Raw genomic sequence first — 19,991 nt, 5'->3', positions numbered from 1 at the left:
GAAATGAACAATCTTGTACAAGTCTGAATGATAAATGATCCTTCTCCTGTTCCCGCACACTGGCTAAGCTCAGCTCACTCCAAATGCCCGCAGAGGTTTCCCGAATGCCGCAGCCAACGCCCGCCCTCGACATTGCGCAGATGATCCTCGACGGCTTCGACGACTACCGCGAGCACTTCCGCCAGATCACCGACGGCGCCCGGGAGCGTTTTGAAAAGGCGCAGTGGCAGCAAGGGCAGGCGGCATCGGCTGCGCGCATCAATCTTTACGAAGAGAAGGTCAGCGAAGTCACGGCGCGGCTGCGGGCGGCTTTCGATGAAGCCGTGTTGCTCGACATTGCCGCCTGGCCGCTGGTGAAAAGTGCCTACATCAGCCTGATCGACCTGCGGTTTGACGATGAGCTGTCCGAGACCTGGTACAACTCGACGTTTTGCGGCCTGTTCAGCCATGACCTGATCAGCGACGGCTGCATGTTCATCCATACCACCCGGCCCAGCCTGCGCCGCGCCCGGGCGGCGCAAACCCGCACCTACAAGCCGGGCGGCAAGCTGGCGGGCATGCTGGAGCAGATTTTCGCCGACTACAGTTTCAGCGAACCCTACGCCGACTTGCCCGCCGACCTGCGCCGCCTGGAGGCGCAATTGCGCGAAAACCTGCCGGACTGGGTGTGCAAGGACCCGGACCTCAACGTCGAACTGTTTTCCTCGGTGCTGTACCGCAACAAAGGCGCGTACCTCGTAGGGCGCATCTACACCCGCGACGAACAGTGGCCGCTGGTGATCCCGCTGCTGCACCGCGAAGGGCGCGGCATCCAGATCGACGCGCTGATCACCGACGAGGCCGATGTGTCGATCATCTTCTCGTTCACCCGCTCCTATTTCATGGTGGACGTGCCGGTGCCGGCAGAGTTTATCGGTTTCCTCAAGCGCATCCTGCCGGGCAAGCACATCGCCGAGTTGTACACCTCCATCGGCTTCTACAAACACGGCAAATCCGAATTCTACCGGGCGCTGATCAACCACCTCGCCACCACCGATGACCAGTTCATCATGGCGCCGGGCGTGCGCGGCATGGTCATGAGCGTGTTTACCCTGCCGGGCTTCAACACCGTGTTCAAGATCATCAAGGACCGGTTTTCACCGTCGAAAAACGTCAACCGCGCCACCGTGATCGAGAAGTACCGGTTGGTGAAAAGTGTCGACCGGGTAGGGCGCATGGCCGACACCCAGGAGTTCGCCGACTTCCGTTTTCCGTTGAGCAAATTCGAGCCTGAATGCCTGGCCGAACTGCTGGAAGTCGCCGCCGGTACCGTCGAAGTCGAAGGCGATACGGTACTGATCCGCCACTGCTGGACCGAGCGGCGCATGACCCCGCTGAACCTCTACCTGGAAAACGCCAACGAAGCCCAGGTGCGCGAAGCCCTGGAAGACTACGGCCTGGCGATCAAGCAACTGGCGGCGGCGAATATTTTCCCGGGCGACATGCTGCTGAAGAATTTTGGCGTCACCCGCCACGGTCGCGTGGTGTTCTACGACTATGACGAAATCTGTTTCCTGACCGAGGCCAACTTCCGCCACATCCCGGCGCCGCGTACCCCGGAAGATGAAATGGCCTCCGAGCCCTGGTATTCCATCGGTCCGCTGGACGTGTTTCCCGAGGAGTTTCCGCCATTCCTGTTTGCTGATTCCGGCCAGCGCCGCCTGTTCGACGAACTGCACGGCGAGTTGTACAACGCCGACTACTGGAAAGGCCTGCAAGAGGCGATTCGCGCCGGCAAGGTAATCGATGTGTTTCCTTACCGGCGCAAGGGCCTGGACAATGAATGAGGGGAGCGCGCGGCGGCGCTTTTCTGCGACAATCCGCCCCCTGCCTACATAGACGACCTTTGCGTACCTGATGACTGACCAAGCGCCCGCTATCGACCAACTGCTGAAAAACCTCGATCACGCCATGCTCGCCGACCGCCACCGCCTGCGGCGGCAGCTGCTTGAGCTGCGCAAGAAACCCGATGAGGAAAAACTTGCGCAGTGGGTGACGCGGATGCAGGCCTCCTGCGCCCAGGTGACGGCGCGGCGCGCCAGCCTGCCGGTGATTCGCTATGACGACAGCCTGCCGATCGCCGCCAAGCGTGACGAGATCAAGGAAGCGTTGCTCAAGCATCAGGTGCTGATCATTGCCGGTGAGACCGGTTCGGGTAAAACCACCCAGTTGCCGAAAATCTGCCTGGAAATCGGCCGCGGCCAATACGGGCTGATCGGCCACACCCAGCCGCGGCGGATTGCGGCGCGCAGCGTGGCGAGCCGGGTCGCGGAAGAGTTGGCGACGCCGCTGGGTTCCCTGGTGGGTTATCAGGTGCGGTTTGAAGACCAGAGTGATTCCAACACCCTGATCAAGCTGATGACCGACGGTATCCTGCTGGCCGAAACCCAGAACGACCGCTACCTCGAACGCTACGACACGATCATCGTCGACGAAGCCCACGAACGCAGCCTGAACATCGACTTCCTGCTGGGTTATCTGAAAACCCTGCTGCCGCGTCGCCCGGATCTCAAGGTCATCATCACCTCGGCCACCATCGACCTGGAGCGCTTTTCCAAGCACTTCGACGATGCGCCGATTGTCGAGGTGTCGGGCCGCACCTTCCCGGTGGAGACCTGGTACCGCCCGCTGACCCTGGAGCAGGACGAGGAGGGCAACCGCGTCGAGGACGACCTGACCGTCGACCAGGCGATTCTCGCCACCCTCGATGAGATCGCCGCCTTCGAGCGCAGCGAGCGCAAGAGCCCCGGCGATGTGCTGGTGTTCCTGCCCGGCGAGCGCGAGATTCGCGACGCTGCCGACATGCTGCGCAAGGCCCAGCTCAAGCACACTGAAATCCTGCCGCTGTATGCGCGCCTGTCACCGGCGGAGCAGCAGCGGATTTTCCAGTCGCACCCGGGCCGGCGTGTGGTGCTGGCGACCAACGTCGCGGAAACCTCGCTGACCGTGCCAGGCATTCGTTATGTGATCGACAGTGGCACCGCGCGCATCAGCCGCTACAGCTACCGGGCCAAGGTGCAGCGACTGCCGATCGAGGCGATTTCCCAGGCCAGTGCCAACCAGCGTAAAGGCCGGTGCGGGCGGGTCGAACCCGGTATCTGCGTGCGCTTGTACAGCGAAGAGGATTTTATCGGGCGCCCGGAATTTACCGACCCCGAGATTCTTCGCACAAACCTCGCGGCCGTAATCCTGCAGATGCTGCACCTGCGCCTGGGCGAGATCACCGATTTTCCGTTTATCGAGCCGCCGGACGGCAAGGCCATCAGCGACGGTTTCAACCTGCTGCAAGAGTTGTCCGCCGTTGACCGCAACAGCCAGCTGACACCGATGGGCCGCCAGTTGGCGCGTCTGCCGGTGGACCCACGCATGGGCCGCATGTTGCTGGAGGCGGCCAAGCTTGGCAGCCTGCAGGAAGTGCTGATCGTCGCCAGCGCCATGTCGATCCAGGACCCGCGCGAGCGTCCGCCGGAGCGCCAGCAAGCCGCCGACCAGGCTCACGCACAATGGAAGGACGCGGATTCGGACTTCGCCGGGTTGGTGAACCTGTGGCGTGGTTTTGAAGAGCAGCGCCAGGAATTGACCGCCAGCCCGCTGCGCAATTGGTGCCGCAAGAATTTCCTGAACTACCTGCGCCTGCGGGAGTGGCGTGACTCCCACCGCCAGTTGAGCCTGATCTGTCGCGACATGCAGTTGACCGTCAACAAAGAACCGGCGGACTTCCCCAAACTGCACAAGGCGGTGCTGTCCGGCCTGCTCAGCCAGATTGGCCAGAAGACCGAAGAGGGCGATTACCTCGGCGCGCGTCAGCGGCGTTTCTGGATTCACCCTTCATCGGGTATTGGCAAGAAGCGTCCGCAATGGCTGATGACCGCCGAGCTGGTGGAAACCACCAAGCTGTACGCGCGGATGGTGGCCAAGATCGACGCCGACTGGATCGAGCCGTTGGCCGGGCACCTGATCAAGAAAAACCACTTCGAACCCCATTGGGAAAAGAAGCGCGGCCAGGTGGTGGCGTTTGAGCAGATCACCCTGTTCGGGTTGATCATCGTCGGGCGCCGGCCGGTGCATTACGGGCCGATTGATCCGGTGACGTCTCGCGAGCTGTTTATCCGCGAAGGCCTGGTGCGCGGCGAGATCCAGTCCCGGGCCCGCTGCCTGACGGCCAACCAGCAATTGCTGGAGCAGCTCGACGAACTGGAAGCCAAGGCCCGCCGGCGCGACATCCTGGCGGACGAAGAAACCCTGTACGCCTTCTACGACGCGCGCCTGCCGGCGGAGATTCACCAGACCGCGACCTTCGACAGTTGGTACAAGGTCAACAGCCAGAAAGACCCGCAGCTGTTGATCATGCGCGAAGAAGACGTGCTGGCCCGCGAGGCCAGTGAAGTCACCGCCGCCCATTACCCCGACACCTTGCACCTGGGCGACCTGGCCCTGGCCTTGAGTTATCACTTCGAACCCAACCATCCACGGGACGGTGTGACCCTGCGCGTGCCGGCGCCGCTGTTGCCGGCCTTGCCACCCGAGCGCCTGGAATGGCTGGTGCCGGGTGTGATCGAGGCCAAGTGCATTGCCCTGGTGCGCAACTTGCCCAAGGCCCTGCGCAAGAACTTCGTGCCGGTGCCGGATTTCGTCAAGGCGGCGTTGCAACGTATCGAGTTCGGCCAAGGCTCGTTGCCTCAGGCCTTGGGGCGTGAGCTGCTGCGCATGACCGGGGCACGGGTCAGCGATGAAGCCTGGGCCGAGGCTGCGCAGCAGGTGGAGAGCCACCTGAAGATGAACCTGGAAGTGGTCGACGGCCAGGGCAAGTTCCTCGGTGAAGGCCGCGACCTGGCCGAGTTGACCGCGCGTTTCGCCGAGGCCAGCCAAGCTGCGTTGGCGGTGCCGCAGACTGCGAAGAGCCAGCAGCCGGTGGAGGCCAAGGTGTTCGCGGCGGTGGCCGAGAAAACCCAGCAAAACATCGCCGGGCTTTCGATGACGGTGTATCCGGCCTTGGTCGAAGAAAACGGCACGGTCAAGGAAGGGCGTTTCTCTACCGCTGCCGAGGCTGAGTTCCAGCACCGTCGAGCCTTGCAGCGCCTGCTGCTGCAACAACTGGCCGAGCCGGCAAAGTTCCTGCGGGGCAAATTGCCGGGCCTGACCGAGTTGGGGTTGATGTACCGCGAGCTGGGGCGTATCGAAGCCCTGGTGGAAGACATTCTGTTGGCCAGCCTCGAAAGTTGCGTGCTGGAAGGCGAAGCCAGCCTGCCGCGGGACGGCGCCGGCCTGGCCGCCCTGGCCGAGCGCAAGCGTGGCAGTTGGACCGAGCACGCCGAGCGCCAGGCGCGCCTGACCCTCGAAATTTTGAAACTGTGGCATGGCCTGCAAAAACGCTTCAAGGGCAAGATTGACCTGGCCCAGGCGGTGGCGCTGAATGATATCAAGCAGCAACTGAGCAATCTGGTGTATCCCGGTTTCGTACGGGAAACCCCGGCGCAATGGTTCAAGGAACTGCCGCGCTTCCTCAAGGCCATCGAGCTGCGCCTGGAGAAATTGCCAAGCCAGGTGCAGAAGGACCGGGTCTGGAGTACCGAGTTGGGCGGCTTGTGGAGCCAGTATCAGAACCGCCTGAACAAACACGCCCAGGAAGGCAAGCGCGACCCTCAGCTGGAGCTGTATCGCTGGTGGCTGGAGGAATACCGGGTTTCGCTGTTTGCCCAGCAGTTGGGCACCAAGGTACCGATTTCCGACAAGCGCCTGAGCAAGCAATGGAGCCTTGTCGAAGCGTGACCGACGTGCGGCAAGCAACTGTGGCGAGCGAGCTTGCTCGCGCTGGGCTGCGAAGCAGCCCCATAAGGTCTCTCTGAAACACCCGGGTCACTTTATTGGGGCCGCTTCGCGACCCAGCGCGAGCAAGCTCGCTCGCCACAGGGAAGGTGTTTGCGCGGGATAGGCGCCAAGTGTCCGATGTTGTGGCAAACTTCGCGGTTATAAATGCCGGGATCGTCGAGTTGGGCTGGTGCAGCCGTGGCGCGATGGAATAAAGCGTTTCCAGTTTGAAGGCCGCTGGGCGGCATAAAACTACTTACGGTTTGGTACGACGGTACCAATACCCTTCTGCCTGAACAGATTTAGAGGAACGACCGTGCATAACGTCGTCATCAGCGGCACAGGCCTGTACACCCCGGCCAACAGCATCTCCAACGAAGAGCTGGTGCAGTCTTTCAATGCTTACGTGCAACAGTTCAACCTGGATAACGCCGCCGCCATTGAACGCGGTGACGTGGAGGCCCTGACCGAATCCAGCGCCGCCTTTATCGAGAAGGCCTCGGGCATCAAGAGCCGCTTTGTCATGGACAAGGCCGGCATTCTCGACCCGCAACGCATGGCGCCACGCCTGCCCGAGCGCTCCAACGACGAATGGTCGATCCTCTGCCAGATGGCCGTCAGTGCTGCCGAGCAAGCGTTGCAGCGTGCCGGCAAGACCGCCGCCGATATCGACGGTGTGATCGTCGCCTGTTCCAACCTGCAGCGGGCGTACCCGGCGATTGCCATCGAAGTCCAGGAAGCGCTGGGTATCCAGGGTTTTGGCTTTGACATGAACGTGGCGTGTTCCTCGGCGACCTTCGGTATCCAGAACGCCGCCAACAGCATCCAGCTGGGCCAGGCGCGGGCGATCCTGATGGTCAACCCGGAGATCTGCACCGGCCACCTGAACTTCCGCGACCGCGACAGCCATTTCATCTTTGGCGATGCGGCCACCGCCGTGATCCTGGAGCGGGCCGACCTGGCCACTTCCGAGCATCAGTTCGATGTGGTGAGCACGAAGTTGCTGACCAAGTTCTCCAACAACATCCGCAATAACTTCGGCTTCCTCAACCGCGCGGCGGAAGAGGGGATTGGTGCCCCGGACAAGCTGTTCGTGCAGGAAGGCCGCAAGGTCTTCCGTGATGTCTGCCCGATGGTCGCCGAGTTGATCGGCAAGCACCTGTCGGAAAACCAGCTGAATGTTGGCGATGTGAAGCGTTTCTGGCTGCACCAGGCCAACCTCAGCATGAATCACCTGATCGTCAAGAAACTGCTGGGCCGCGAGGCTTCTGTGGAAGAGGCGCCGGTGATCCTCGATACTTACGCCAACACCAGTTCGGCGGGTTCGGTGATTGCGTTCCACACCTACCAGGACGACTTGCCGAAGGGCGCTGTGGCTGTGCTTAGCTCGTTTGGCGCAGGGTATTCGATTGGTAGCGTGATCCTGCGCAAACGCTGATCATGTTTTGAAATCGAGGTCTTGAATGGCAGCAGCGGACGACGCGCACCTGCTTGAACGATTGCTCAAGGGTGAGCAGCGGGCCTACAAGGAGCTGGTCACCACTTACCAGAGCGCTATGCGCGCGGTGGCCTATGCCATTGTTGGCCAGCGCCATGCCGACGAGGTGGTGCAGGACGCCTGGCTGTCGGTGGTGCGTAACCTGGCGAAGTTCGAGGGGCGTTCCAGCCTCAAGACCTGGCTGCTGACCATTACTGCCAACTCGGCAAAGGGCCGCTACAAGCAGAACCGCCGGGAAGTACTGCTCGATGACTTGCCGGCGCCCCATGGCACCATCGGTGATGATCGCTTCGTGCCCGACGATGGCCACTGGGCCGTCGCGCCGTTTGCCTGGCATCAGGACACTCCCGAAGCGCTGCTAACCGAAGACGAACTGCGTAATTGCCTGGAGCACACGCTGGCCAGTCTTTCCGAACTGCAAAGCAGCGTACTGCTGCTGCGTGAGCGCCAGGGGCTGGAGTTGGAGGAGATTTGTAATCTTCTGACGCTATCGCTCTCCAATGTTCGTGTGCTGTTGCATCGAGCACGGCTTAAAGTCTTCGCCACGGTGGAGCATTTTGAGGAAACCGGCGAATGTTGACCTGTAAGGAACAAGTGGCACGTTCCAGTGACTATCTCGATGGGCAACTGACCTTTCGCGAGCGCCTGCTGGTGCGCCATCACCTGATGTTCTGCCCCAACTGCCGGCGCTTTATCCGGCAGATGCGCTTGATGCAGGCGACGCTGAAGATCCTGCCCGAGCCACCTATCGCCGATGTTGATGCGTTGGCCGAACGCCTGGCCGCCGAGCGCTCCCGCGACCAATAATATCCATCACTTTTCACACTGAAACGAAGCCCGCATCGATAAAAGATGCGGGTTTTTTTTTGCTCAAAAAACAACCAAGATGAAAAATATTTCATTTTTCTCGGGTGTTTTTACATTTTGTATCATCTGCCATTTTCACCAGTTTCCGGGGCTGGAGCCTTGATTTCCGTAGGCTCTGGCTTATTTCGAATGGCTATTAAAAAGTTCCCGAGTAACAAAATCTTTATGTTCCAGCAACCCGGCTGAAATATCCCCTCGCCAAGATCGCCCCCCAACACCAGCGGCTCTAAACCGCGTGTTTTACCAATGCACAAGACCATCAATTAGGGGAATTCTTCGATGATCCGCAAGCACTTCGCCGGTTTCGCGGCCAGCGCCTTGGCCCTGGCTGTCACCGCCCAGGCTTTCGCCGGTACTGTCACAACTGACGGCGCCGATATCGTTGTCAAAACCAAGGGCGGCCTTGAGGTTGCAACCACCGACCAGAATTTCAGCTTCAAGCTGGGTGGTCGTTTGCAGGCCGATTACGGCACGTTTGATGGCTTTTACACCAAGAATGGCAACTCGGCGGACGCCACGTATTTCCGACGCGCCTACCTCGAATTGGGCGGCACGGTGTACAAAGACTGGAAATACCAGATCAACTACGACTTTTCCCACAACTCCGGCAATGCCGATGATGGCTACTTCGACGAAGCGTCCTTCTCGTACGTAGGCTTCAAGCCAGTGGTGATCCGCGCGGGTCGTTTCGACCAGGACTTCGGCCTGGAAAAAGCCACCAGTTCCAAGTGGGTGACCGCCATCGAGCGTAACCTCGGTTATGAAGTCGCCGACTGGATCAACTCCCACGAGAACGGCATGGGCCTGCAGGTCAGCGCCGTGGTGGCTGACATGGCCTACCTGTCCTCCAGCGTGTCGTCCAAGGACATCAACGACAAGGACGGCAAAGGCGTGAAGCAGTTCAACGGCCGTGCCGTGTTTGCGCCGATGCACGACAGCGGCAACGTTTTGCACCTGGGTGTGGACGTGGCGGTGCGTGACCTGAAGGACACCTCGTTCGACTCGCGGATCCGTCCTCGCCTGGACGCTCGTGGCGTTGCCACCAACGGCGGTAACGATGCCGGGGCCAACGGCAACCGTGCGACCTTCGGCGGCGGTGTAGGGCTGGACTCCGGCAACCTGACCGCGAACGACGCCTACGACACCGACACGGTGTTCGGCGGCGAATTTGCCTTCGCCCGCGGTCCGCTGTCCCTGCAGGCCGAATACCTGAACCGCAAGATGAAGGCCGACAGCAGCGCTTATCAGGATGTGAAGGCCACGGGTTTCTACGGCCAGGTGGCCTACACGCTGACCGGCGAGTCCCGGGTCTACAAACTCGACGGCGCCAAGTTCGACACCATCAAGCCGCAGAACAAGCAGTTCGGTGCGTGGGAAGTGTTCTACCGCTACGACAACATCAGCGTTGACGACAAAAACGTGGTGCGTAACAGCGCGACCCGTGAAGTGGGTGACGCCAAGGCAAGCCTGAACACCATCGGTGTCAACTGGTACGCCAACGAAGCGGTGAAGGTGTCTGTCAACTACCTCAAGGTCAGCACTGACAAGATCCAGAACGCCAATGGCGACGACAGCGGCGACGCCATCGTGGCCCGCGTGCAATACGTGTTCTAGGCACCTGTAATACCGCTCCAAAGCGCTCTTTCTTCATCCGTCAAAGCGCTCCTCATTTGGTTTGCCCCGCCGTTTGGCGGGGCTTTTTTTTGCGCCGAGTCCTGTAGGCGCGAGCTTGCTCGCGAAGAACCCGAGATCACCGCGTTCTGTCAGAATGGTCGCGTTGTCGTTAACGATCATCGCGAGCACGCTCGCTCCTACACAAAGCCGTGACCGTCGGGGAATGGGATGCCGTTACAACGTTTGAATAACCTGTCCGAGATTGCGCCCGATGAATGGAACGCGTTGGTCCCCGTCGATCAGCCGTTTCTGCGCCATGCGTTCCTCAGTGCCCTGGAAGACAGCGCCAGCATCGGCCCGCACTCCGGCTGGCAGCCCGAGCATTTGCTGCACTATGAAGGTGGACGGCTGATTGCCGCGTTGCCCAGCTATCGCAAATGGCATTCCTATGGCGAGTACGTGTTCGACCACGGTTGGGCCGATGCTTGCGAGCGGGCGGGCATCGACTACTACCCGAAATTGCTGACGGCCGTGCCCTTCAGCCCGGTCAGCGGCCCGCGCCTTTTGGCCGCCAGCGCCGAGGACGGTTTCGAATTGCTTAAAAGCCTGCCCGGTTACCTGGAAATCGAAGGCCTTTCCAGCGCCCATATCAACTTTACCGACGCCCTCGCAGACACCGCACTGGCCCGGCAGCCGGGTTGGCTGCAACGCCTGGGCTGCCAGTTTCATTGGCAAAACCGCGGCTACCGCGACTTCCAGGACTTTCTCGACGCGCTGAGTTCGCGCAAGCGCAAACAGATGCGCAAGGAGCGCGAGCAAGTGGCGGGGCAGGGCATCGATTTCGAGTGGCTGCAAGGTCATGAGTTGAGCGAGGCGCAGTGGGATTTTGTCTACGCCTGTTACGCCAATACCTACGCCATACGCCGACAATCGCCGTACCTGACCCGGGCGTTTTTCAGTCTGCTGGCCGAGCGCATGCCCGAGGCGATTCGCGTGGTGCTGGCCAAGCAAGGCTCACGGCCGGTGGCCATGGCCTTCAGCCTGATCGGCGGCAACAGTTTTTATGGGCGTTACTGGGGCTGCCTGGCCGAGTTCGACCGGCTGCATTTCGAGACTTGCTTCTACCAAGGCATGGATTACGCGATTGCCCATGGCCTGCAGCGTTTCGACGCCGGCGCCCAGGGCGAGCACAAGTTGATTCGCGGGTTTGAGCCGGTGATCACGCACTCCTGGCATTACCTGCGGCACCCGGGATTGAAGACCGCCGTGGCGGATTTCCTGGAGCGCGAAAGCGTGGGGATCCTGGCATATGCCGAGGAGGCGAGGGCAGCCCTGCCTTATCGGCAGGGCTGAACCACTGATCGGTTGACAGGTGCCGAGGGCGGGAGCACTTCGCTATAGTGTATGTACAAAAGTAAATACAGGATGCACCATGCGTTTTGAGTGGGATGAATCCAAAAACCAAATAAACATCCGCAAGCACGGCATAGACTTCAACGACGTATCGGATATTTTTCAACATCCAATATTGTCACAACGTGATACTCGAACGGATTATGACGAAGAACGCTGGGTCAGCATTGGCTGGATAAAATTACTGGTAGGTGTAGTTGTATACACCGAGAGGCGGGGTGACGTAATTCGCATTATTTCCGCCCGAAAAGCAACCAAACAGGAGGCCAAATACTATGTCGAAAGCATCGAAAACTGACTGGGAGCGCCTGGCTAAGATGGACGATCGGGAGATCGATACCAGCGACATCCCCGAGTTGGGAGAAGACTTCTTCCGTCGTGCCGAATTGCGTGTGCCGGTCAAGCAGGCAGTTACTATCCGTCTGGATGCTGACGTTCTTGAGTGGTTCAAGGGGCAAGGGACTGGCTATCAGACGCGCATCAATCAGTTGCTGCGCCAGTATATGCAGGCACATCAAGGCTGATAGAGCACTGGCGAGGGCAGCCCTGCCTTATCGGCAGGGCTGAACCTGTCTGGCTCAGGCGGTTTTTTCCGCGCCCAGCCATCGATAGGTAATGCCGCCGACCACTGCACCGAGGATCGGCGCCAGCCAGAACATCCACAACTGCTGGAGCGCCCAACCGCCGACAATCAGCGCCGGGCCGGTGCTGCGGGCCGGGTTGACCGAGGTGTTGGTGACCGGGATCGAGATCAGGTGGATCAGCGTCAGCGCCAGGCCAATGGCAATGGGCGCGAAGCCCGTCGGCACACGACGGTCGGTGGCGCCGAGGATGATCAACACGAACATCGCCGTCATCACCAGCTCGCACACAAACCCCGCTGCCATCGAATAACCACCGGGTGAGTGCTCGCCGTAGCCGTTGCTGGCCAGGCCCGAAGCCAGTTCGAACCCCGGCTTGCCGCTGGCTATGAAGTACAACAATGCAGCGGCAACGACGCCGCCGATTACCTGGGACACGATGTACGCCGGTAACTCCCTGGCCGGAAATCTTCCGCCCACTACCAGCCCCACCGACACTGCAGGGTTCAGGTGACAACCGCTGATGTGCCCGATGGCAAATGCCATGGTCAGCACCGTGAGCCCGAACGCCAGGGCCACACCGAGCACACCGATCCCGACCGGGGACGATGCGGCCAGTACCGCACTGCCGCAGCCACCCAACACCAGCCAAAACGTACCCAGTCCTTCCGTAACGGAACGTTTGAACAGTGACATGAACACATCCTTAATAGATTGCTCTATCTGATTAACGGGTCTGTGATGCATCCCTGCTGCCTTAAATCAGGGCCCTCCTGGGGCCTGATTGGAGTACAGCAGGATTGTGTCGCAAGACCAGCGGGATAGAGAAAACTGTCAGAATTGTTCGGAATTGAGGTCGCGGTTAACCAACGGAATCAGTCTATTCCGACGAAGCCACCGGTCTGGTGTTGCCACAATCGCGCATACAAACCGCCGTGTGCGAGCAATTCGGCATGGCTGCCGGTCTCGGCGATCTGGCCTTTTTCCAGCACCACCAGCCTGTCCATTCTGGCAATGGTGGACAGCCGGTGGGCGATGGCGATTACCGTCTTGCCCTGCATCAGGGTTTCCAGGCTTTCCTGGATCGCCGCTTCGACTTCCGAATCCAGCGCGGAGGTGGCTTCGTCCATGATCAGGATTGGCGCATCCTTGAGCAGCACTCGCGCGATGGCGATGCGCTGGCGTTGCCCGCCGGAGAGTTTCACCCCGCGTTCGCCGACGTGGGCGTCCAGGCCAGTACGGCCCTCAGCGTCCGACAGCAACGGGATGAACTCGTCGGCGCGGGCCTTGTGCACGGCGGCCCAAAGCTCTTCGTCGGTGGCGTCCGGCTTGCCATACAGCAAGTTGTCGCGGATCGAACGGTGCAGCAGCGAGGTGTCCTGGGTGATCATGCCGATCTGTTCGCGCAAGGTTTCCTGGGCGACGTCGGCGATGTTCTGGCCGTCGATCAGGATACGGCCGCCTTGCAGGTCGTACAGGCGCAACAGCAGGTTGACCAGGGTGGATTTGCCCGCGCCGGACGGACCGATCAGGCCGATCTTTTCACCCGGTTCAATCGCCAGGTTCAAGCCGCTGATGATCCCGCTCTTCTTGCCGTAGTGGAAATCCACCTGATCGAACCGCACCTCGCCATGGGGCACTTCCAGGCGCGGGGCATTTTCCCGGTCGGTCACTGCCAGCGGCTGGGCGATGGTTTTCAGGCCGTCCTGGACCATGCCGATGTTTTCGAAAATGCCGTTGACCACCCACATGATCCAGCCGGACATGTTGACGATACGAATCACCAGGCCGGTGGCCAGGGCGATGGCGCCCACCGAAATCAGGGATTGGGTCCACAGCCACAGGGCAAGGCCGGTGGTGGTGACAATCAGCAGGCCGTTCATGGTGGTAATCACGATGTCCATGCTGGTCACGACGCGGCTGGCCAGCTGGGTTTTCTCGGTCTGCTCGACGATCGCTTCCCTGGCGTAGTTCTGCTCGAAATTGGTATGAGCGAACAGCTTCAAGGTGGTGATGTTGGTGTAGCCGTCGACGATCCGCCCCATCAGTTTTGAGCGTGCCTCGGAGGAGATGACCGAGCGCTCCTTGACCCGTGGCACGAAGTACCGCAGGGCCAGGCTGTAGGCGACGATCCAGGTGATCAGCGGGATCATCAGGCGCCAGTCGGCTTCGGCGAACAGCACCAGGGCGCTGATGGCGTAGATCGCCACGTGCCAGATCGCGTCCACGGCGGCCACTGCGGAGTCGCGCAGGGAGTTGCCGGTTTGCATGATGCGCTGGGCAATGCGCCCGGCGAAATCGTTCTGGAAGAAGTTCAGGCTCTGTTTGAGCACATAGCTGTGGTTTTGCCAGCGGATCAGGCTGGTCATGCCGGGGCTGATGGTCTGGTGCACCAGCAGGTCATGCAGGGCGCCGAAGATCGGGCGCAACAGCAGGGCGACCACGGCCATCCAGATCAGCTCGGTGGCGTGGATCTGGAAGAAGTTGGCGGGCGGCGTGCCCTGGGCCAGGTCGATGATGCGGCTCAGGTAGCTGAACAGCGCCACTTCGATCAGCGCGCCGATCAGGCCCACCACCAGCAAGGCGGCAAAGCTTGGCCATACCTGGCGCAGGTAATAGACGTAGAAGGGCAGGACTTTGTCTGGAGGGGCCGCGCTGGGAGGTTCGCGGAAGATGTCGATCAGTTGTTCAAAACGACGATAGAGCATTAGGTCTGACGCCCGCGCGGCGGGCTCTCCTGTTCAAATGCGCGCGACGCCTTGCGGGCCCCGCGCGAAACTCCCTGTAGCCTTCAGTCGATGCGCTTGGCCGACTTGATCAGGACAGGATCGATTGGCACGTTCTGCATGCCCTGTTTGGTGGTGGTCTGCGAGTTGACGATGATGTCGACCACGTCCATGCCCTTGACCACTTTGGCGAACACCGCGTAACCGGCATCACGGCCCGGGTCGAGGAAGGCATTGTCCGCAACGTTGATGAAGAATTGGCTGGTGGCGGAGTTCGGGTCGTTGGTACGCGCCATCGACAGGGTGCCGCGCACGTTATGCAGGCCGTTGCTGGCTTCGTTCTTGATCGGTGCTTCGGTCGGCTTTTGCGACATTTGCTGGGTAAAACCACCGCCCTGCACCATGAAGCCCGGGATTACCCGGTGAAAAATGGTGTTGGTGTAGAAGCCCTTGTCGACATAGGCCAGGAAGTTCTTGGTACTGATCGGGGCTTTGACCGGGTCCAGTTCGATCTCGATGTCGCCATTGGTGGTGGTGATCAAGACGTGGGGTGCCTTGGCGGGTTCGGCCGCCATCAGGTTGGCAGCGAACAGTACGGAACCGGCAAAGAAGGCGATTTTTTTCAGCATGGGTCAGTGATCCTGGGTTGTGGTTTCGACTGTCTTGAGAAAATCGAGCAGGGTGTTGTTGAAGCGTTCGGGTTGGTCCAGCGGCGTGGCATGGCGGGAATCCTCGATCACCACCAGCCGCGCATCGGGCAGCAGTTTTACATAGATTTCTTTCTGCGCCACGGGGGTGTAGTCGTGGTCGGCGCTGATGACCAGGGTTGGACAGGATATTTTCGAAAGTTGTTCCTGTACGCCCCAGCCAACAATCGCATCGAAGCTGGCGAGGTAAGCACGTTTGTCGTTTTTTGCCCAGCGTTCGGCCATCTTGCGCCGCAGTTCGGCCTGTTCGGGCTTGGGAAACAGCAGGCTGCCCAGGGCTTTGCCGATGGTGGTCAGGCTGAGGATGCGCGCCAGGCTCCAGCGCTTGGCCCACTGCCAATAGTCGCTGGCGCTGCGAACCTTGACCTGGGGCGCACTGTTGACGATGCACAGGCTCTTGAGCATTTGCGGCTCATCCACTGCCAGTTGAAAGGCGATCATGCCGCCCATGGACAGGCCGACCACGTGGGCCGGCGGCAAACGCAGGTGTTCGATCAAGGCCACCAGGTCGGCGGTGAAGCCGGCGATGCTGTAGCGCTCACGGGGTTTGTCGGAGCGGCCGTGACCGCGCACATCCACCACCACCAGGCGATAGTGTTGGGACAGCACGGGCACTTGCAGTTCCCAGTCCAGGCAACTGGAGCCCAGGCCGTGGATCAGGATCAGCGGCGCGCCGTGGCCATATTCCTCGTAATGCAGGGTGCAACCTTCATGTTCGAAATAGGCCACGTGAACTCCTTGTTCAGGCTTGCTGCGGTGCGGCGAATGGCGCGTCCAGTGGTGCAGTGTCGAAGGTGCGCAGCAACTCGACGAGAATCTGCGTGGCCGGGCCCAGGGGTTTGTCCTTGTTCGAGTAAAGATAGAAGGTCGGGTTGCGGCTGCCACCCCGTTCCAGGGGCAGTAGCTTGAGCAGGCCTTCCTTGAGTTCGCGTTCGATCAGGTGTCGCGGCAGCCAGGCGAAGCCCAGGCCGCTGCTGACGAAGGTGGCGGCGGTGGGCAGGCTGCCGACGGTCCAGCGCTGCTCGGCGCCGAGCCAGCCGACGTCCCGTGGCTGCTGGCGGCCGGAGTCGCGGATCACCACCTGCATGTGGCTTTCCAGATCCTGGAAGCTCAGTTCGCGGTGCAATTGATGCAGCGGATGTTCGGGGTGGGCCACGGCGACAAATTCGACGTCGCTCATTTCCGTACCGAGGTAACCGGGAATGATGAACCCGCTGATGGCGAGGTCGGCCATGCCGTCCATCAACAGCTCTTCGACGCCGGACAACACCTCTTCGCGCAAACGCACCCGGCAGCCACGGCTTTGCGGCATAAAGGCAGTGAGGGCGCGCACCAGGCGGGCGTTGGGGTAGGCCGCGTCGACCACCAGCCGCACCTCGGCTTCCCAGCCTTGTTCCATATGGTGGGCCAGGTCTTCCAGTTGGCTGGCGTTTTTCACCAGTTGCCGGGAGCGGCGCAGCAGCACTTCACCGGCTTCGGTGAGCACGGCTTTGCGCCCGTCAATGCGCAGCAGCGGCACGCCGAGCTGATCCTGCATGCGGGCCACGGTGTAGCTCACCGAGGATTGCGAGCGGTGCAGCGCTTCGGCCGCCTGGGCGAAGCCGCCATGGTCGACCACGGCTTGCAAGGTGCGCCATTGATCAAGGGTAACGCGGGGCGCTTTCAAGATGAGCTCCTCTTGTCCTAAGCTGGCGGTCCTTATTGGAGACTGCCGAATGAGAAAATTCTGTTGTGTGCTGCTGGCGTTGCTGCCGTTGAGTGCGTTTGCATTCAGTACCGATGTGACGAAAGACATTCAGGGCGTGAAGATCGATTACAGCGCGTCAGACGTCGACAGCACTATCAGTTCGATCCAACTCACCAACTACGGCCCCAATGACGCGGAGTGCAAGGTACGCTTTACCAATGGTCCGGAAGCCCCGCGTACGCGCAAGGTCACGGTCGCGGCAGGGAAAACCACCAACACCACGGCCAATTTCAGCCGCGCCATCATCAAGATGCGTATCCAGCTGACCTGCGCACCGAAATAAGGCAAAAGCGGAGCTTGCGTACAGCAATACTCCGCTTATAAACAAATTTCTAGATGGGTTATAGCAGTTTTTTACGCTTTTTAATCGAACGGACCCTGTCTAACCTTTACTCCATCGCCTTACAGCATTCACCGATGGAGCTTACATAATCATGGCCCGTGTTCTGATCATCGAAAGCAGCGCCCGTCAGCAGGACTCAATCTCCCGCCAGCTGACCCAACAATTCATCAGCCAATGGAAAGTAGCCCATCCGGCTGATCAGATCACCGTACGAGACCTCGCCATCAACCCGGTTCCGCACCTGGATGCCAATCTGTTGGGCGGCTGGATGAAACCTGCCGAGCAGCGCAGCACGGTTGAACAGGCCTCCCTGGACCGCTCCAACGAACTGACCGATGAGCTGCTGGCCGCCGATGTATTGGTGATGGCCGCGCCGATGTACAACTTCGCGATTCCCAGCACCCTCAAAGCCTGGCTCGACCATGTGCTGCGTGCCGGTGTGACCTTCAAATACACCGCCACCGGGCCCCAAGGCCTGTTGACCGACAAGCGTGCCTTTGTGCTGACCGCCCGCGGCGGCATCCACGCCGGTGGCAGCACCGACCACCAGGAACCCTACCTGCGTCAGGTCATGGGCTTTATCGGCATCCATGACGTCACGTTCATTCATGCCGAGGGTGTGAACCTGGGCGGTGATTTCCAGGAGAAGGGTTTGAACCAGGCCAAGGCGTTGTTGGCCCAAGTGGCGTGAGATGTTAATCGTCAGATAATCGCCCGCTGTTTAGATAGCTCCACGCAACCCTTCAAGTACGCGTATCGAACCTCCCTTTGCACTTTTTGCTCCTGAGTGCTCCCGCCCGACTGACGCTTTTAGCGAGGTCGGGTTTTTTTTGCCTTGAGTTTCGTAACGCGCGGAAAACCGCTAATGTCGCGCCCATTCAAAATGAGGCGAGCATGGGCTATCTACTTGTTGTGACGCTGATCCAGGCGTTTTCCTTCAGCTTGATCGGCGAATACCTGGCCGGTCACGTCGACAGTTATTTCGCGGTGCTGGTGCGTGTACTGTTGGCCGGGCTGGTGTTTATCCCGCTGACCCGCTGGCGCTCGGTGGAGCCGGCGTTCATGCGCGGCATGCTGTTGATCGGCGCACTGCAGTTCGGCGTGACCTACGTGTGCCTGTACCTGAGCTTTCGCGTACTGACGGTGCCGGAGGTGTTGCTGTTCACCATCCTGACACCGTTGCACGTGACCTTGATCGAAGACGCCCTGAACCGCCGCTTCAACCCGTGGGCGCTGGTGGCCGCACTGGTGGCGGTGGCGGGGGCAGCGGTGATTCGCTTCGACCAGATCACCCCGAACTTCTTCATGGGCTTCCTGCTGCTGCAACTGGCCAACTTCACCTACGCCGCCGGGCAGGTGCTTTATAAGCATCTGGTGGCCCGTCATCCGAGCGACCTGCCGCATTACCGGCGCTTTGGCTACTTCTACCTCGGCGCGTTGGCGGTGGCGTTGCCGGCGTTCCTGATGTTCGGCAAGGCCAACTACCTGCCGGAAGCGCCGTTGCAGTGGGGCGTGCTGGTATTCCTCGGGCTGGTCAGCACGGCACTGGGCATGTACTGGTGGAACAAGGGCGCTTGCCTGGTCAACGGTGGCACATTGGCGGTGATGAACAACCTGCATGTGCCGGTGGGGTTGTTGCTGAACTTGCTGATCTGGAATCAGCATGAACCGTTGGGCAGGTTGCTGCTGGGCGGGTTGGTGATTCTCGGGGCGGTGTGGATCAGCCGGCTGGGCCTGCGGTCGTCGGCGCCAATTGCGTCAGCAAAAAATCAATGAATGCGCGGGTCTTTTGCGGCACGCGTCGCGCTGACGAATAAACCGCATTGATGGTGATTGCCGGCGCCTGCCATTCGCAGAGCACCGGCACCAGGCGCCCGGCGCTCAGGGCGTCTTCGACGATAAAGTCCGGCAACAGCGCGATGCCCATCCCGGCCTCTGCCGCCTGGGCCAGCAGGTCGCCGTTGTTGGCGTGCAGAGGGCCGGTAACGTTGACCCGCTGGGTTTCCTGGCCCTTGCTCAATTGCAGGCTGACGCCGCTTTGCAGATACCCATAATTGAGGCATTGGTGGTGGCGCAGGTCTTGCGGGGTCTGCGGTGTGCCCGCGCGTGCCAGGTAGGCTGGCGCAGCCACCATGATCCGTGGCGCAGGTGCCAACTGGCGGGCGATCATCGTTGAGTCGGGCATGCTGGCGATGCGGATGGTCACGTCGAACCCGCCGCGTACCGGGTCGACCTGTTGGTCGCTGAGCACCAGTTGCAGCTCGATATGCGGATGCTGTTCATGGAACAGCGGAATCAATCTTCCCAGGCGATGCAGTCCGAATGACATCGGCGCATTGACCCGCAACACTCCCCGTAACTCCCCGATGCCGTCTCTGGCTCGCTGTTCGGCCTCGTCCAGGGCGGCCAGTACTTCACGCGCCGCTTCAAAATACTCGGCCCCGGCCTCCGTCAAATGCAGGCTGCGGGTGGTGCGCTGAAGCAGTTGCACGCCTATGGCTTCTTCCAGCGCCTGAATCTGTTTGCTGACTTTTGAGCGCGGTACGTCCATGGCTCGCGCGGCGGCCGCGAAGCCGTTCTCGCCGACCGTGACGACAAACGCCCGCATGCATTCAATACGGTCCATGATTGTCCCTTTTTTAGAATCA

Annotated in this window: 19 protein-coding genes; 12 read left to right on the top strand and 7 right to left on the bottom strand. The window is 60.6% G+C overall.

Features of this window, described 5'->3' with window-relative positions; translation table 11 throughout:
- The first annotated feature begins 104 nt into the window (after positions 1-104).
- The 6 genes from aceK to HX807_RS15320 all read left to right on the top strand — a co-directional run bounded on the left by aceK (position 105) and on the right by HX807_RS15320 (position 9,826).
- Positions 105-1,826 carry a bifunctional isocitrate dehydrogenase kinase/phosphatase gene (aceK, locus tag HX807_RS15345; RefSeq protein ID WP_177035901.1) on the top strand — a complete coding sequence of 574 codons (1,722 nt, stop codon included), beginning with the start codon at positions 105-107 and terminating at the stop codon, positions 1,824-1,826.
- Positions 1,827-1,896: 70 nt separating this feature from the next.
- Entirely contained in the window at positions 1,897-5,808 is a 3,912-nt protein-coding gene (hrpA, locus tag HX807_RS15340) for an ATP-dependent RNA helicase HrpA (RefSeq protein ID WP_177050397.1), read from the top strand.
- Positions 5,809-6,163: 355 nt separating this feature from the next.
- A complete protein-coding gene (locus tag HX807_RS15335) occupies positions 6,164-7,285 on the top strand; it encodes a beta-ketoacyl-ACP synthase III (protein WP_003210699.1) in 1,122 nt (373 codons plus the stop codon).
- A 25-nt stretch (positions 7,286-7,310) separates the two neighbouring features.
- Complete coding sequence (locus HX807_RS15330) at positions 7,311-7,925, top strand: RNA polymerase sigma factor (protein ID WP_008437987.1); 615 nt, start codon at positions 7,311-7,313, stop codon at positions 7,923-7,925.
- Complete coding sequence (locus HX807_RS15325; protein WP_003210701.1) at positions 7,919-8,152, top strand: anti-sigma factor; 234 nt, start codon at positions 7,919-7,921, stop codon at positions 8,150-8,152. The genes HX807_RS15330 and HX807_RS15325 overlap by 7 nt, the downstream gene beginning before the upstream one ends.
- 339 nt (positions 8,153-8,491) lie before the next feature.
- Positions 8,492-9,826: an OprO/OprP family phosphate-selective porin gene (locus HX807_RS15320; RefSeq protein WP_177050395.1), complete on the top strand. Its 1,335-nt coding sequence runs from the start codon at positions 8,492-8,494 to the stop codon at positions 9,824-9,826.
- Positions 9,827-9,859: 33 nt separating this feature from the next.
- Here the strand turns inward: HX807_RS15320 and HX807_RS31685 are convergent, their stop codons facing one another.
- Positions 9,860-10,015 (bottom strand): hypothetical protein, encoded by a 156-nt coding sequence (locus HX807_RS31685; protein WP_158213529.1) that lies wholly within the window; start codon positions 10,013-10,015, stop codon positions 9,860-9,862.
- A 39-nt stretch (positions 10,016-10,054) separates the two neighbouring features.
- On the opposite strand from HX807_RS31685, the gene HX807_RS15310 reads away from it, so the two are divergent.
- The 3 genes from HX807_RS15310 to HX807_RS15300 all read left to right on the top strand — a co-directional run bounded on the left by HX807_RS15310 (position 10,055) and on the right by HX807_RS15300 (position 11,763).
- Positions 10,055-11,179, top strand: a complete 1,125-nt coding sequence (locus HX807_RS15310; RefSeq protein WP_102605385.1) for a GNAT family N-acetyltransferase — start codon at positions 10,055-10,057, stop codon at positions 11,177-11,179.
- A 79-nt stretch (positions 11,180-11,258) separates the two neighbouring features.
- A complete protein-coding gene (locus tag HX807_RS15305; protein ID WP_177050393.1) occupies positions 11,259-11,537 on the top strand; it encodes a BrnT family toxin in 279 nt (92 codons plus the stop codon).
- Positions 11,515-11,763 carry a BrnA antitoxin family protein gene (locus HX807_RS15300; protein ID WP_003210705.1) on the top strand — a complete coding sequence of 83 codons (249 nt, stop codon included), beginning with the start codon at positions 11,515-11,517 and terminating at the stop codon, positions 11,761-11,763. The genes HX807_RS15305 and HX807_RS15300 overlap by 23 nt, the downstream gene beginning before the upstream one ends.
- Before the next feature lie 54 nt (positions 11,764-11,817).
- Here HX807_RS15300 and aqpZ read toward each other — a convergent pair whose 3' ends face one another.
- The 5 genes from aqpZ to HX807_RS15275 all read right to left on the bottom strand — a co-directional run bounded on the left by aqpZ (position 11,818) and on the right by HX807_RS15275 (position 16,919).
- Positions 11,818-12,516, bottom strand: coding sequence for an aquaporin Z (aqpZ, locus tag HX807_RS15295; RefSeq protein WP_008437990.1), 699 nt, complete (start codon positions 12,514-12,516; stop codon positions 11,818-11,820).
- A 179-nt stretch (positions 12,517-12,695) separates the two neighbouring features.
- Entirely contained in the window at positions 12,696-14,528 is a 1,833-nt protein-coding gene (locus HX807_RS15290; RefSeq protein WP_102605387.1) for an ABC transporter ATP-binding protein, read from the bottom strand.
- An 83-nt stretch (positions 14,529-14,611) separates the two neighbouring features.
- A complete protein-coding gene (locus tag HX807_RS15285) occupies positions 14,612-15,175 on the bottom strand; it encodes a peptidylprolyl isomerase A (RefSeq protein ID WP_003210708.1) in 564 nt (187 codons plus the stop codon).
- A gap of 3 nt (positions 15,176-15,178) precedes the next feature.
- Positions 15,179-15,982 carry an alpha/beta fold hydrolase gene (locus HX807_RS15280; protein WP_177050391.1) on the bottom strand — a complete coding sequence of 268 codons (804 nt, stop codon included), beginning with the start codon at positions 15,980-15,982 and terminating at the stop codon, positions 15,179-15,181.
- Between the two features lie 13 nt (positions 15,983-15,995).
- Complete coding sequence (locus HX807_RS15275; RefSeq protein WP_003210710.1) at positions 15,996-16,919, bottom strand: LysR family transcriptional regulator; 924 nt, start codon at positions 16,917-16,919, stop codon at positions 15,996-15,998.
- A 49-nt stretch (positions 16,920-16,968) separates the two neighbouring features.
- On the opposite strand from HX807_RS15275, the gene HX807_RS15270 reads away from it, so the two are divergent.
- The 3 genes from HX807_RS15270 (at position 16,969) to HX807_RS15260 (ending at position 19,119) form a co-directional block, all read left to right on the top strand.
- Positions 16,969-17,283, top strand: coding sequence for a 3-phosphoglycerate kinase (locus tag HX807_RS15270; protein ID WP_177035903.1), 315 nt, complete (start codon positions 16,969-16,971; stop codon positions 17,281-17,283).
- Positions 17,284-17,434: 151 nt separating this feature from the next.
- The gene (locus HX807_RS15265) at positions 17,435-18,034 is read left to right on the top strand and encodes an FMN-dependent NADH-azoreductase (RefSeq protein WP_003210712.1); all 600 of its coding nucleotides are present in this window, start codon (positions 17,435-17,437) and stop codon (positions 18,032-18,034) included.
- Positions 18,035-18,237: 203 nt separating this feature from the next.
- Positions 18,238-19,119: a carboxylate/amino acid/amine transporter gene (locus HX807_RS15260; protein WP_087692555.1), complete on the top strand. Its 882-nt coding sequence runs from the start codon at positions 18,238-18,240 to the stop codon at positions 19,117-19,119.
- On the opposite strand, the gene HX807_RS15255 is transcribed toward HX807_RS15260, so the two are convergent.
- Positions 19,064-19,969 (bottom strand): LysR family transcriptional regulator, encoded by a 906-nt coding sequence (locus HX807_RS15255; protein WP_177040345.1) that lies wholly within the window; start codon positions 19,967-19,969, stop codon positions 19,064-19,066. The genes HX807_RS15260 and HX807_RS15255 overlap by 56 nt on opposite strands.
- Between the last annotated feature and the right edge of the window lie 22 nt (positions 19,970-19,991).

The organism is Pseudomonas sp. D8002 (assembly GCF_013385695.1).
Taxonomy (GTDB): Bacteria; Pseudomonadota; Gammaproteobacteria; order Pseudomonadales; family Pseudomonadaceae; genus Aquipseudomonas.
The sequence above is the reverse complement of the archived record's forward strand: the minus strand, read 5'-3'. Positions and strand labels throughout refer to the sequence as shown.

What these genes read in the sequence shown, in the direction of transcription:
- HX807_RS15260 (WP_087692555.1), top strand. Translation starts at nt 18,238, where the DNA reads ATGGGCTATCTACTTGTTGTGACGCTGATCCAGGCGTTTTCCTTCAGC.
- HX807_RS15290 (WP_102605387.1), bottom strand. Translation starts at nt 14,528, where the DNA reads ATGCTCTATCGTCGTTTTGAACAACTGATCGACATCTTCCGCGAACCT.
- HX807_RS15305 (WP_177050393.1), top strand. Translation starts at nt 11,259, where the DNA reads ATGCGTTTTGAGTGGGATGAATCCAAAAACCAAATAAACATCCGCAAG.
- HX807_RS15255 (WP_177040345.1), bottom strand. Translation starts at nt 19,969, where the DNA reads ATGGACCGTATTGAATGCATGCGGGCGTTTGTCGTCACGGTCGGCGAG.
- HX807_RS15310 (WP_102605385.1), top strand. Translation starts at nt 10,055, where the DNA reads ATGCCGTTACAACGTTTGAATAACCTGTCCGAGATTGCGCCCGATGAA.
- HX807_RS15325 (WP_003210701.1), top strand. Translation starts at nt 7,919, where the DNA reads ATGTTGACCTGTAAGGAACAAGTGGCACGTTCCAGTGACTATCTCGAT.
- HX807_RS15330 (WP_008437987.1), top strand. Translation starts at nt 7,311, where the DNA reads ATGGCAGCAGCGGACGACGCGCACCTGCTTGAACGATTGCTCAAGGGT.
- HX807_RS15265 (WP_003210712.1), top strand. Translation starts at nt 17,435, where the DNA reads ATGGCCCGTGTTCTGATCATCGAAAGCAGCGCCCGTCAGCAGGACTCA.
- aqpZ (WP_008437990.1), bottom strand. Translation starts at nt 12,516, where the DNA reads ATGTCACTGTTCAAACGTTCCGTTACGGAAGGACTGGGTACGTTTTGG.
- aceK (WP_177035901.1), top strand. Translation starts at nt 105, where the DNA reads ATGCCGCAGCCAACGCCCGCCCTCGACATTGCGCAGATGATCCTCGAC.
- HX807_RS15270 (WP_177035903.1), top strand. Translation starts at nt 16,969, where the DNA reads ATGAGAAAATTCTGTTGTGTGCTGCTGGCGTTGCTGCCGTTGAGTGCG.
- HX807_RS15300 (WP_003210705.1), top strand. Translation starts at nt 11,515, where the DNA reads ATGTCGAAAGCATCGAAAACTGACTGGGAGCGCCTGGCTAAGATGGAC.
- HX807_RS15320 (WP_177050395.1), top strand. Translation starts at nt 8,492, where the DNA reads ATGATCCGCAAGCACTTCGCCGGTTTCGCGGCCAGCGCCTTGGCCCTG.
- HX807_RS15285 (WP_003210708.1), bottom strand. Translation starts at nt 15,175, where the DNA reads ATGCTGAAAAAAATCGCCTTCTTTGCCGGTTCCGTACTGTTCGCTGCC.
- hrpA (WP_177050397.1), top strand. Translation starts at nt 1,897, where the DNA reads ATGACTGACCAAGCGCCCGCTATCGACCAACTGCTGAAAAACCTCGAT.